Consider the following 12,324-nt stretch of genomic DNA (forward strand, 5'->3'; position numbering starts at 1 on the left):
AGGGCGTGTTAATAATATCGAACATGCTTAATTTCTTTATTTTGGCTAGAAGCGATATATAAGTCATAGACATTTTTGAAATCTAAATGTAATTCAGTCGTATATGTATCACCTACTGGGTAACTTTTAATAACTTTCGCCCCACGAATAACCCCTTGAACTGATGCTTTAAATTCTTGATCATTCAAAATTAAGTTAGACATAGACGTGGAACTATTAATTTGTTGCCCATAAACTTGCTCGGCAAGTTCAGCATAGGCGGCAATTTTTGACGCATTAATTGCCATTAACATTCGTTGCGTTTCATTCGTTGAATTTTGTAAGCTAATGGGAGCCTGACCTATTGCAGTAATAACAGGGAAGGTCTCTGGCTTGATAGTTTGCCATTGCACATGCTTATCATATACAGCACTACAACTGGTTAATGTTAAAATTGAAATACCCACTAAGGTCATTTTTTTTAGTGAACTAATCATTTTTTATACCTACTATTGATGAATTTCTACTGCTCGAGCATCTTCAGAAAGCATGTCACTTTGCCTTAAAATCATACCATCTTTGATTCTAACACTTTCATTACGATGTATCTCATCCCCAAGAACCCAATTAGGAATAAATGATTGGGCTGTTGCTACTACTACTCTAGACTGCATGCCGATCATTCGTGCATTAACCAAAATGCCACTTTCTTGTTTCATCATGGTTCCTGTCACCACATAGTCAATTATCTGGCGTTCAGGTAACTCTTTCCAATCTCGACTAAAAACATAATCACCTTCTTTAGTCACACGAATATGCCCGGTAGTTTTGAAGTCTACTAGAATTAAACCGTGTCGTTGCAACTCATGCACAAAGCTTTCTGAAAGTTGATTACCTAGCCAATTAGTCGATTCCAAATCGTTTAAATCAACAAACGAGGCTACCGCGATAGGCGTTTGAGGGTTTACAAATGAGCTGCTTTCAAGCATTTGATAAGCTAAGCCTTTTACGACATCGTTGATCGCATGCTTAGGTAATTCAAAACTATCTATTTCACTTTTTTCTTGTTGTGAAATACGATAAAAATCATCATCAGATGAAAGCATACTGCAGGATACCAAAGTCGGTACCAATATAATTATTAGCCAATTTTTCATTGGACTCCCCTTCAATTACAACACGATATTTTACGTTTTAACTAAGCATAAATTACGCCAACTTTAACTCAGCGGTTTTTAGGCATAAAACGTGCATATATCCAAATAATAGGTAACGTACTCAAAATTGAAGTAGAGATTCATATGCGCAGCTTAATCTTTTTCATATTTACTGCATTAATAAATGTCCCAGTATGTGCACAATGGTATGAAACACAAGGTCATGCCATTATTAATAGTTCAAATAAGCAGGCAAAAACTCAAGCGATCGAAAATGCATTAAAAAAAGCGCTTTTAGTCGCCGGCGCGTCGGTGTCTAGTGTTCAACAAGTAGTCAACGGTTTGTTAACTCAAGATGAAATCAGTATCAGAGCCAGTGGTGAAGTCAATTCATTTGAATTAGTTGATGAGACATACAGTGGCAATGTGGTAACAGTGACTATACGTGCCGATATTTTCCCTAAAGAACGGCAATGTTTCTCCGCTGATTACCGAAAATCGTTATTGATCACTAAAAGTCATATAAAAATCCGAGAGCAAGCAAACATCGGTGGAATTTATTCTTTGGATACGGTACTTGCCAAAAGGCTTGCAAAAAAAATTAATCACGATGGCTTATATCTCGACACTAAACTTGCGCTTAATAATAGTACCGAGTTCTCAAGATATAATGATAGTTTACAAGCAGAGAAAATTAAAAATATTACCTTATCTTTAGCAGACCTTAGCGATAGTCAATATGTATTATTTTCTGAAATTGATGATATTTCATTTGCTAGCGTCGAAAATAATAGTTGGCAATTCTGGCAGAAAGATATTTACGACCGTCAGTTTAATTTAAGTGTCTTTATATACAACGGAAGTAATGGTGAATTGGTTTTTAGGCAATCTTACAAAAACTCTGCACCTTGGAACTTTTCAAAACGCGCGCAAGTAGATGTTAATTCAGCTACCTTTTGGCAAGGTGAATACGGCAATATCATAGATCAAACCTTAAATACCGTGATAACCGATATTGACGATAATATGATGTGTCAACCAACCCGAGGAAAAATAGTAAAAGTTTCTGGCAATGAAGTGATGATAAACCTTGGTAAACGCCAGGGTGTAAAAGAAGGTGATGAATTTTCTTTACTACATATAAAAAACTTCACTACTGACTTTGGTAAAACTTACGCTGGTTTTAATGTTAGCCCTTTCACCGTAAAAGTTGTGCAAGTGTCAGAAGAAAGTGCCACAGCAATCAGCTCTAAAGGTGAGGTTTTAGATAATATTCAATTACAAGATTTAGCAGTAAGATATTAATAATTTTTCATGCGAATGTGTCCTCATAGTTTAACTGGATAAAACTGCGGCCTCCTAAGCTGCTACTCCAGGTTCGAGTCCTGGTGGGGACGCCATAGCAATGTATGTTAATATTGAATAGTTATAGATAAATAATTTGAAATATTCTCTTTAGGGTTATGAAATACAGATTATTATTCTTCTTCAAAAATTTTTTAATATAGCGATATAAATAAAAAACCCCACTTTTGTGGGGTTTCAATTATCATACGCACGAAACATCTAATTCGATTGCTCTGTTACTACATCCATGTCATCTGCTACTGAGGTATTGCTCAATATCGCTGACAAAGCTAATACTAATACCGCAAATATTACTGTTGTCAGTTTGATCCCTTTCGAAGGCGATTTATTCATTATTGACCTGCTAGCAAGGATTTTTTTATTATTAAATTTTTACTGCGGTTAAAACTTATACGATTCATTTTGCTATTTCAATGATTTTAATAGAAAAACCATTAAAATAACGGTAATTAATCAATAAGAGCATCAAAACACCCCAAAGCAAGCAAAATATCATCTTTACCGATTAATAAAATAAAACCGATAAGCGTATCCCCTCCTTCAAATATCGGCAACATTTTCAACCAGAAAATTGAGAATGCTTCCTTTTACTGAAATATTACACAGAAGAAACAACCATTTTTAGAAGAAAATATAACAAATAACGTAATAACATTTGCAGTGAGGGGCTACTCTAGGCGAAAATAGCGGCACTTTTTTATACCCCCATCAAAAATTAGAATAGTTGGAGCAATTATGCCGTCGCGTCAAGAACTCGCCAATGCCATCCGTGTATTAAGTATGGATGCAGTACAAAAAGCAAAATCTGGTCACCCTGGTGCCCCAATGGGCATGGCTGACATCGCCGAGGTACTGTGGCGTGATTTTTTAAAGCATAACCCTAGCGATCCTAATTGGGCTGATCGCGACCGTTTTATTTTATCTAATGGTCACGGCTCAATGCTTATCTATTCTCTTTTACATTTAACAGGTTATGACTTACCAATTGAAGAAATTAAAAACTTTCGTCAATTACATTCTAAAACTCCTGGTCACCCAGAATATGGCTACACACCAGGCGTTGAAACTACCACAGGTCCTTTAGGGGCTGGTATTTCAAATGCGGTTGGTATGGCTATCGCGGAAAAAACATTAGCAGCGCAATTTAATAGAGATGGACACGATATTGTTGATCATTTCACATATTGCTTTTTAGGTGATGGCTGTTTAATGGAAGGTATTTCTCACGAAGCGTGTTCTCTTGCCGGCACTTTAGGGCTAGGTAAGCTTATTGCGTTTTGGGATGATAATGGTATTTCTATTGATGGCGAAGTAGAAGGTTGGTTTACCGATAACACACCACAACGTTTTGCTTCATACGGTTGGCACGTTATTGCTGATGTTGATGGTCATGATCCTCAAGCAATTACTGCGGCTATTGAAGAAGCTAAATCAATCACAGATAAGCCAACCATGATTTGTTGTAAAACAATTATCGGTTTTGGTTCGCCAAATAAAGAAGGTACACACGATTGTCACGGTGCACCATTAGGCGATGACGAAATTGCGTTAACACGTGAAAAATTAAATTGGTCTCATGGTCCTTTTGAAGTTCCTGCAGATATATATGCTGATTGGGATCAAAAAGAAAAAGGTCAATCAAGCCAAGTTGCTTGGAATGAAAAATTCGCGGCTTATCAAGCCGCTCACCCTGCACTAGCCGCTGAATACGAGCGTCGTGTTTTAAAAGGTGAGTTACCACAAGAATTTGAAGAAAAAGCCAATGCTTTTATTCAACAATGCCAAGACAAATCAGAAAATATCGCTTCTCGTAAAGCATCACAAAATATTATCGAAGAATTTGGCGCTATGCTGCCTGAATTATTAGGTGGTTCAGCTGATTTAGCCGGCTCCAACCTTACGTTATGGTCGGGTTCAAAAGGTATTCAAGACGATGCTGCGGGTAACTACATTTTCTACGGTGTTCGTGAATTTGGTATGTCTGGCATTATGAATGGTATTTCACTTCATGGCGGCTTTATCAATTACGGTGCTACTTTCATGATGTTTATGGAATATGCGCGAAATGCAGTGCGTATGTCGGCATTAATGGGCATACAAAATATCTTTGTTTATACCCATGACTCAATTGGTCAAGGTGAAGATGGTCCAACTCATCAACCAATTGAGCAACTAACAAATTTACGTACTACACCCAATATGGTGACATGGCGCCCTGCAGATGCCACTGAGTCTGCTGTTGCATGGAAAAATGCCGTTGAACGTCAAAATGCACCAACGTCATTAATATTTTCTCGTCAAGGTTTACCAGCACAAGCTCGTACAGCTGAACAAGTATCATTAATTGAAAAAGGTGGTTACATTTTACGTGACAGCCAAGGCACACCTGAAATTATTTTAATTGCAACTGGCTCTGAAGTAGCCCTTGCAATTAAAGCAGCTGAAGCACTAGGTGACCACGTTCGCGTTGTCTCTATGCCTTCAACCAACATATTTGATGCGCAAGATGCCCAATATAAAGAGTCAGTATTACCTAGTTCAGTAACAAAACGTGTGGCAATTGAAGCGGCGCATACTGATTTTTGGTATAAATATGTTGGCTTTAATGGCGGTGTTGTTGGTATGACTACGTTTGGTGAATCAGCACCGGGTGGCGTATTATTAGAGCACTTTGGTTTTACTGTTGATAATGTCGTAAATGCAGTAAATAACCTCGCTTAAACTTTTAGGCATCCTAGTAATCAACTATCTAGGATGCCAATTAATTCTCTTAAATGATCTTTCTTTATGCCTGTAAATATTGCTATTAACGGTTTTGGTCGTATCGGCCGAAGTGTTGCTCGCGCCCTGTATGAAAATAATCATAGCGCTGATATAAAGTTAGTTGCTATCAATGAAATTGCTGATCCAGAAGGTATTGCCCACTTATTAAAGTATGACAGTACTCATGGTCGATTTTCGTTTTCGGTACAACTCAATGGTGATCATTTAAATATCGCGGGTGATGATGTGTTACTTTCTCATCATAAAAACTTTCAAGATATAAACTGGTCCGAAAAACAAGTTGATATAGTGTTAGATTGTACGGGTTTTTATGCAAGCAAAGACGATGGTTTACAACATATCGCAAACGGCGCTAAAAAAGTACTCTATTCACATCCAGCCGCTAATGATGTTGATGCCACCATCATTTATGGGGTAAATGAGAAAACGTTAACCGTTTCAGATAATATTGTTAGCAACGGTTCATGCACCACCAATTGTATCGTGCCCGTTATTAAAGTTATTGATGAAGCTTTCGGCGTAGAAAGTGGCTCAATCACCACGATTCATTCCTCAATGCATGATCAACAAGTAATTGATGCTTATCATCCGGACCTGCGCAGATCACGCGCGGCGAGTCAGTCAATTATTCCGGTAGATACTAAACTTTCCATAGGTATTGAGCGAATATTACCTAAATTTTCTGGTCGTTTTGAAGCTATTGCAGTGCGCGTACCGACGATCAATGTAACCGCGATGGATTTAAGCTTAACCGTTTCAAACGATGTTTCAATTGCCGATATAAATCAGGCAATCATCAACGCGCAAAATAATGGTTTACAAGGGATCCTTGGTTATACTGAAGAACCACTTGTTTCAATTGATTTTAATCATGATCCTCATTCAGCCATCGTAGATGGTAATCAAACGAGGGTGAGTCATAAACGCTTAGTAAAGATGTTAGTGTGGTGTGATAACGAATGGGGCTTTGCCAACAGAATGTTAGATACCACAAGGGTTATGTCTACCCTACTTTAAAAAATAAACTTTAGTATTTAGATTTATAAACATTAACGAACAGGAAATTAACCATGTCAGTTATTAAAATGACCGATTTAGATTTAGCAGGAAAAAGAGTCTTAATTCGTGAAGATTTAAATGTGCCAATTAGTGAAGGAAAAGTAACTTCTGATGCTCGTTTAAGAGCCGCATTACCCACCATAAAACTTGCCTTAGATGCAGGAGCAAAAGTGATGGTAATGTCTCACCTTGGCCGCCCTACCGAAGGTGAGTTTAATCAAGAATTTTCATTACAACCTGTGGTTAATTACTTAACAGAAGCACTTTCATCACCGGTTAAATTAGTCAGTGACTACTTAGAAGGCGCAGAAGTTGGCGCGGGTGAATTAGCCGTGTTCGAAAACGTACGTTTCAATATCGGCGAAAAGAAAAATGACGACGAGTTAGCAAAAAAACTTGCTGCATTATGTGATGTATTTGTAATGGATGCTTTTGGTACCGCTCATCGCGCACAAGCCAGTACACATGGCGTTGCTAAATTTGCTCCTATTGCCTGTGCAGGTCCTTTATTAACCGCTGAGTTAGACGCTTTAGGCAAAGCACTTGATAATCCTGCTCGTCCATTAGTGGCTATTGTTGGTGGTTCAAAGGTTTCAACGAAACTAACGGTTTTAGATTCATTATCAAAAATTGCTGATACGTTAGTCGTTGGTGGTGGTATCTCAAATACTTTTGTCGCTTCTGCCGGAAATGAAGTAGGTAACTCTTTATATGAAAAAGATTTAATCCCTGAAGCACAACGTCTTTGTCAAGAAACGCAAGTCATTTTTGCCGATGACGTTACCGTAACAAGAGATGGCTTTAGTGACTGGAAACATGATTCTAAGACACAAATCAAAGCGTTATCTGAAGTTTCAGCAGAAGATGACATTATTGATTACGGTCCAAAAACCGCGGAAAAAGTTGCTGCAATAATAAAGTCTGCCGGAACAATCTTATGGAACGGCCCCGTTGGCGTTTTTGAAATTGATGCCTTTGCTAAGGGCACAGAAATTATCTCTCATGCTATTGCTGACAGTTCTGCTTTTTCCATTGCTGGTGGTGGCGACACGTTAGCAGCAGTAGATAAGTATGATATTGCAGATAAAGTTTCTTACATTTCTACAGGTGGTGGGGCATTCCTTGAGTTTTTAGAAGGAAAAAAATTACCCGCAGTTGAAATATTAGAGCAGCGCGCAAAATAATAATCTTTTATTTATTGTTAAGTTTATATGTAAAAAATCCACAGTCATTAGCTGTGGATTTTTTGTTGCAAACAAAATTTTGTTAATCCACTAGAAAATTACTTCTATCTCCTTTTTAAAGTAAGCTTTTTTCACCTCAAATCGATAAAGTTGTTTCGTATTAAAATAATAAAACAACGATATTATCTTTCGTTCACCTTTCGTTTATCTCGTTATTTTTCAGTAATTTTTAAAATCGCGTCCTGAAATTAGAACAAATACTACTTAAATATATACTTATGATCGTTTTAGTTAGTGCCAAAGTGTTTTTTTTTCTGATACAATTACGACTTGAAAGAATATTGTTTCGTTATGAAACTTATTTATAGTGTGTATTGTTACAATGATAACTTAGGAGTTCATTCATGGCTTTAGTCTCTATGCGCCAGATGTTAGATCACGCAGCGGAAAACGGATACGGAATCCCTGCATTTAATGTTAATAATTTAGAGCAAGTTCGTGCAATTATGATTGCCGCAGATAAAACCAATAGCCCTGTTATATTGCAAGGCTCTGCGGGAGCACGTAAATATGCAGGGGCTCCTTTTTTACGTCATTTAATTTTAGCCGCGATAGAAGAATTCCCTCATATTCCTATTGTTATGCATCAAGATCACGGCACTTCACCTAGTGTTTGTCAACGTTCTATTCAATTAGGCTTTTCATCTGTCATGATGGATGGTTCATTGATGGATGATGGTAAAACTCCTGCAAGTTACGAATACAATGTAGATGTTACTCGTAGAACGGTTGAAATGGCACACGCTTGTGGCGTTTCAGTTGAAGGTGAGTTAGGTTGTTTAGGCTCTTTAGAAACTGGCGAAGCCGGTGAAGAAGACGGTATTGGCGCAGCAGGTAAGTTAACTATGGATCAAATGTTAACGGATCCTGAAGAAGCGGCGGATTTTGTCAAGAAAACACAAGTAGACGCTTTAGCTATTGCTTGTGGTACTTCTCATGGTGCATACAAATTTACTCGTCCACCAACAGGTGATATTTTAGCTATTGACCGCATTAAAGCAATTCATGCTCGTATTCCAAATACCCATTTAGTTATGCACGGCTCTTCATCGGTTCCACAAGATTGGTTAACTATTATCAACGAATTTGGCGGCGAAATCCCTGAAACTTATGGTGTACCGGTTGAACAAATTTGTGAAGGTATTAAATACGGTGTTCGTAAAGTTAACATCGACACTGATTTACGTTTAGCTTCTACGGGTGCCACACGTCGATTTTTAGCACAAAACCCAAGCGAATTTGATCCACGCAAGTTTTTAGCAGAAACAACCAAAGCAATGACTGAGATTTGTGTTGCTCGTTATGAAGCATTTGGTACGGCAGGTAATGCGGATAAAATAAAACCTATTTCACTTGATAATATGTTTGAGAAATATAATCGTGGCGAATTGGATGCCCTTATCAAATAAGTTTGATTATCAATAAACTTAGATCATAAGTGTTAAGTTCAATATACCCAAGTTAAACAATCTAATAGAAATGGCGCTATCAATCTGATATCGCCATTTTTCATTGTATTTATATCACTTAAACCAGTCATTACCTTATTAGCATTAAGGCATTCATTTGTAGAATAATAGTAACAATTCCTTAACAAATATCAGGTAATTTAACGTTAATCCTTTCTTTTATAGCCAATTTCACAAATTATAGTTGGTATGCTCATTGTGATTGATTATAATTCGCACACAAAATAAATAGGAGTTTTTTATGGAATTTATCACCTCTTGGTTTAATGAAAACCAAACTATGCTGCAAGATATGGCTGTTCAATTTGTTGTAGCTTTACTGATCTTATTCATCGGTAAAATTATTGCCAAACTGATTCGCAAAGGCGTGCAAAAGTTACTTGAACATAAACAAGTTGACAATACCGTTATTTCTTTTATTTCGAGTTTGGTTTACGGGCTCGTTATTTTAGTTTCATTTATTGCTGCTATTTCACATTTAGGTTTTAACACTTCTTCACTGGTAGCTATTGTAGGTGCTGCAGGTTTAGCTATTGGTTTGGCTTTACAAGGCTCGTTATCAAACTTTGCGTCAGGAATTCTACTGATTACTCTAAAACCTTTTAAATCGGGTGATTTTGTCGAAGTATCAGGTACTGCAGGTGTTGTTGAAGAAGTGAATATTTTCTCTACCCAACTTCGTACTGGCGACAACAAAACCGTAATTATTCCTAATGGCTCTATTACCAGTGGTACTATTACCAACTACTCAAGAAAGCCAACAAGACGTATCGATTTAGTCATAGGTGTTAGTTATGACGCAGACCTTGCAAAAACACGAGATATTTTAACTCAAATCACTTCAAATCATGAGCTAGTTCTTAAAGATCAAGCCGTGACTATTGGAGTAAGTGAACTTGCTGATAATTCAGTAAACTTTGTCGTTCGTCCATGGGTTAAAACTGAAAATTACTGGCCTGTATACTTCGAATTATTAGAAAGCATTAAATTAGCATTAGACGAAGCAGGTATCGAAATCCCATACCCACAACTATCTGTACATGTAAACCAAGAGAATTCAAATGAATCATAAAATTATTTTTGCAACTTTATGCTGCCTGCCTTTCATCAGTTTTGCACAAGAAGATGAAGAAAAATCACCCATAACCGCTTCTGCCGAGTTAGGGATGTTGTATAAAACAGGTAATACTAAAAGTGCTGATATAAAAACAGGTTTTGATGTTAAATATGAAGAAGCTTTATGGCGTAGTACGTTAGCTTTTGATTTATTAGTAAAGAAAACTGAAACAACAGATGTTGATGGCAATGAAGAATTTGATACTTCAGATCAAAAATGGACTGTCGAATCTAAAACCAATTATACTTTAGATAAGAACAGTAAAAACTATATCTATGGCAATATCTCCTATGAAGATAATCGCTTCAGTAGTTTTGAAAATCAAAGCTCAATTTCAGCAGGTTGGGGTCGTGAATGGTTTAAAAACAAAAAAGCCTCATTATTTGCTGATATAGGTCCTGGTTACAAACGTGACGTAATTAAAGCGACAAATACCATAGAAAGTAAAACGGAAAGTGCATTTATTATCCAAGCTCAAGCGTTATATTTAAGAAAAATTAATGAGCATGTTAATTTTAAGCAACTCTTAAGTGCTAAATATGCACCTGGTAGTGGCGACAATAGTAAATACAAAGCTGAAACGTCAATTACGACAAAATTGATTGAAACATTAGCATTAAAGTTCTCATTTATTCTTGATCACAATACTGAAGTTGATGAAGGTACCGATAGAACTGATACGCAAACAGCGATGACGTTAGTTTATAGTTTTTAATCGATTTTTAAGCTACACAAACGTATTGAAAAGCAACCACTTCATTTGATTGATTGGTTGCTTTTTTTTCAGCAGAAATTTCAACAGAGTATAAAAGTTAGCATGAATTACCTCATAAAACATGAACCACCCACCGTTCAATCGTTTGTCGAGTTAAGAGCGAAAGTAGGCTGGGGTACTATCGATTTAGTGATGGCTAAACAAAGTATTGAACAATCATTATTTCACGTGAGTGTTTACCTTGAAAACAAACTAATTGGTATGGCTAGGGTAATTGGTGACGGTGTCATGTATTTTTATATTCAAGATCTTGTGGTATCACCTCAATTTCAACAAAGAGGTATTGGTCATACACTGATGCAAGAGATAGAGCAGTATTTAGCCCAAACGGCAAAGAAAGGTGCAACCATTGCGTTATTATCAGCCCAAGGTAAAGAAGAATTTTATTCTCAATATGGTTATATCAAGCGTTCGGGTAACCCATTGGGTAAAGCAATGTGTAAATTTATTTAACCAGCGCTTTTTTAACGTTTATTCTAATAGTTATTACTAATAAACAAGGACGCTTTCGTAGAAATCCTTTTTACTATATCTATTTCTTGCTTTGTCCACTCAGTTTTATTACCTGTACGTTCACAGCAAATAATCCCTAATGGTGTGTCATTGTCTTTAGTAAAGGTAACATCAAGTAGCGAATAAATATTATAAACATCAAAATAACCAACATTGAAACACTTAGCAATATCATGGTTTCTTGCATCAGAAGCAATTAGAATTTCTTGATTGAGTATATGATCAAAATAATCGCCAAAATCTTTTGAAAATAACTTTTCCCCCATCGATTTAGTACCTTTCTCATCAATACACATTAATGACGTCATTTCAGAAAAATCATCATTTAAAAGCCAAATACTCACGCGATCGCAAGCTGAAACATCAGACTTAACCGCTCGACATATTTTGTGTAACTTTTCATTGATTGATACTCGAGGGTTACTCAAATAAAGCGAAAGGTTTTCTGATTGAGGCATAAATAGAAACAAATAAATGATCAATAATTCAATTATAGCCTGAATATTCTATTTCGCGGATATTAAAAACTAAATTAATAATCAAAGCTGCCGATATAAAAATTACTGACACTTAAAAAGGGCATTCAAATGGAAGCTAAATTAGAATTAAAAGCACATTCGGTAAAATTGTCTCAAAAACAAATTGACGCTGAAGTGGTACAACATTTCAATGTATCTCATAAAGACATGTTAAGAATGTTAAATGAAAAAGCACTAGACAGAGCTTTTCAACTATATACTGCTCGTGCATAACAACTAAAGACAACATTAAGCGTCTGGATATTTACAATGTTGTCTTTGTGTTTACCAACTTTTTAGTCTTGTCTTTTCAAAATCTCATTTGCTTGCCCTGCACCTTT

General features: G+C 36.5%; 13 protein-coding genes and 1 tRNA gene. 10 read left to right on the forward strand and 4 right to left on the reverse strand.

Annotated elements, in window-relative coordinates:
- Nucleotides 1-8: 8 nt before the first annotated feature.
- Complete coding sequence (locus tag Q4493_RS01400) at nucleotides 9-476, reverse strand: LPP20 family lipoprotein (protein ID WP_303448826.1); 468 nt, start codon at nucleotides 474-476, stop codon at nucleotides 9-11.
- Between the two features lie 12 nt (nucleotides 477-488).
- Nucleotides 489-1,085: a FlgO family outer membrane protein gene (locus tag Q4493_RS01405; RefSeq protein ID WP_303448827.1), complete on the reverse strand. Its 597-nt coding sequence runs from the start codon at nucleotides 1,083-1,085 to the stop codon at nucleotides 489-491.
- Between the two features lie 195 nt (nucleotides 1,086-1,280).
- On the opposite strand from Q4493_RS01405, the gene Q4493_RS01410 reads away from it, so the two are divergent.
- Both Q4493_RS01410 and Q4493_RS01415 read left to right on the forward strand, forming a co-directional pair.
- Nucleotides 1,281-2,441, forward strand: a complete 1,161-nt coding sequence (locus Q4493_RS01410) for a flagella assembly protein FlgT (RefSeq protein ID WP_303448828.1) — start codon at nucleotides 1,281-1,283, stop codon at nucleotides 2,439-2,441.
- Between the two features lie 19 nt (nucleotides 2,442-2,460).
- Nucleotides 2,461-2,536, forward strand: a tRNA-Arg gene (locus Q4493_RS01415).
- Nucleotides 2,537-2,702: 166 nt separating this feature from the next.
- On the opposite strand, the gene Q4493_RS01420 is transcribed toward Q4493_RS01415, so the two are convergent.
- Nucleotides 2,703-2,837 carry a hypothetical protein gene (locus Q4493_RS01420; protein WP_303448829.1) on the reverse strand — a complete coding sequence of 45 codons (135 nt, stop codon included), beginning with the start codon at nucleotides 2,835-2,837 and terminating at the stop codon, nucleotides 2,703-2,705.
- A gap of 402 nt (nucleotides 2,838-3,239) precedes the next feature.
- On the opposite strand from Q4493_RS01420, the gene tkt reads away from it, so the two are divergent.
- The 7 genes from tkt (at nucleotide 3,240) to Q4493_RS01455 (ending at nucleotide 11,405) form a co-directional block, all read left to right on the forward strand.
- The gene (gene tkt, locus Q4493_RS01425; RefSeq protein ID WP_303448830.1) at nucleotides 3,240-5,225 is read left to right on the forward strand and encodes a transketolase; all 1,986 of its coding nucleotides are present in this window, start codon (nucleotides 3,240-3,242) and stop codon (nucleotides 5,223-5,225) included.
- A gap of 66 nt (nucleotides 5,226-5,291) precedes the next feature.
- Nucleotides 5,292-6,305, forward strand: coding sequence for an erythrose-4-phosphate dehydrogenase (epd, locus tag Q4493_RS01430; RefSeq protein ID WP_303448831.1), 1,014 nt, complete (start codon nucleotides 5,292-5,294; stop codon nucleotides 6,303-6,305).
- Between the two features lie 53 nt (nucleotides 6,306-6,358).
- Entirely contained in the window at nucleotides 6,359-7,531 is a 1,173-nt protein-coding gene (locus Q4493_RS01435; protein WP_303448832.1) for a phosphoglycerate kinase, read from the forward strand.
- Nucleotides 7,532-7,935: 404 nt separating this feature from the next.
- A complete protein-coding gene (gene fba, locus Q4493_RS01440; protein ID WP_303448834.1) occupies nucleotides 7,936-9,000 on the forward strand; it encodes a class II fructose-bisphosphate aldolase in 1,065 nt (354 codons plus the stop codon).
- 301 nt (nucleotides 9,001-9,301) lie between these two features.
- Nucleotides 9,302-10,132, forward strand: a complete 831-nt coding sequence (locus tag Q4493_RS01445; protein ID WP_303448836.1) for a mechanosensitive ion channel family protein — start codon at nucleotides 9,302-9,304, stop codon at nucleotides 10,130-10,132.
- Entirely contained in the window at nucleotides 10,122-10,892 is a 771-nt protein-coding gene (locus tag Q4493_RS01450; RefSeq protein WP_303448838.1) for a YdiY family protein, read from the forward strand. Before Q4493_RS01445 ends, Q4493_RS01450 begins: the two co-directional genes overlap by 11 nt.
- Before the next feature lie 102 nt (nucleotides 10,893-10,994).
- A complete protein-coding gene (locus Q4493_RS01455) occupies nucleotides 10,995-11,405 on the forward strand; it encodes a GNAT family N-acetyltransferase (RefSeq protein WP_303448839.1) in 411 nt (136 codons plus the stop codon).
- Between the two features lie 23 nt (nucleotides 11,406-11,428).
- Here Q4493_RS01455 and Q4493_RS01460 read toward each other — a convergent pair whose 3' ends face one another.
- A complete protein-coding gene (locus Q4493_RS01460) occupies nucleotides 11,429-11,923 on the reverse strand; it encodes a GAF domain-containing protein (protein WP_303448840.1) in 495 nt (164 codons plus the stop codon).
- 129 nt (nucleotides 11,924-12,052) lie between these two features.
- On the opposite strand from Q4493_RS01460, the gene Q4493_RS01465 reads away from it, so the two are divergent.
- Nucleotides 12,053-12,217: a hypothetical protein gene (locus Q4493_RS01465; protein ID WP_303448841.1), complete on the forward strand. Its 165-nt coding sequence runs from the start codon at nucleotides 12,053-12,055 to the stop codon at nucleotides 12,215-12,217.
- Nucleotides 12,218-12,324: the final 107 nt, after the last annotated feature.

Source organism: Colwellia sp. 1_MG-2023 (assembly GCF_030546755.1).
GTDB lineage: Bacteria > Pseudomonadota > Gammaproteobacteria > Enterobacterales > Alteromonadaceae > Thalassotalea_H.

Coding starts and splice junctions, on each gene's coding strand:
- Q4493_RS01450 (WP_303448838.1), top strand. CDS start 10,122: ATGAATCATAAAATTATTTTTGCAACTTTATGCTGCCTGCCTTTCATC.
- fba (WP_303448834.1), top strand. CDS start 7,936: ATGGCTTTAGTCTCTATGCGCCAGATGTTAGATCACGCAGCGGAAAAC.
- Q4493_RS01455 (WP_303448839.1), top strand. CDS start 10,995: ATGAATTACCTCATAAAACATGAACCACCCACCGTTCAATCGTTTGTC.
- Q4493_RS01400 (WP_303448826.1), bottom strand. CDS start 476: ATGATTAGTTCACTAAAAAAAATGACCTTAGTGGGTATTTCAATTTTA.
- Q4493_RS01420 (WP_303448829.1), bottom strand. CDS start 2,837: ATGAATAAATCGCCTTCGAAAGGGATCAAACTGACAACAGTAATATTT.
- tkt (WP_303448830.1), top strand. CDS start 3,240: ATGCCGTCGCGTCAAGAACTCGCCAATGCCATCCGTGTATTAAGTATG.
- epd (WP_303448831.1), top strand. CDS start 5,292: ATGCCTGTAAATATTGCTATTAACGGTTTTGGTCGTATCGGCCGAAGT.
- Q4493_RS01405 (WP_303448827.1), bottom strand. CDS start 1,085: ATGCTTTCATCTGATGATGATTTTTATCGTATTTCACAACAAGAAAAA.
- Q4493_RS01435 (WP_303448832.1), top strand. CDS start 6,359: ATGTCAGTTATTAAAATGACCGATTTAGATTTAGCAGGAAAAAGAGTC.
- Q4493_RS01445 (WP_303448836.1), top strand. CDS start 9,302: ATGGAATTTATCACCTCTTGGTTTAATGAAAACCAAACTATGCTGCAA.
- Q4493_RS01410 (WP_303448828.1), top strand. CDS start 1,281: ATGCGCAGCTTAATCTTTTTCATATTTACTGCATTAATAAATGTCCCA.
- Q4493_RS01465 (WP_303448841.1), top strand. CDS start 12,053: ATGGAAGCTAAATTAGAATTAAAAGCACATTCGGTAAAATTGTCTCAA.
- Q4493_RS01460 (WP_303448840.1), bottom strand. CDS start 11,923: ATGCCTCAATCAGAAAACCTTTCGCTTTATTTGAGTAACCCTCGAGTA.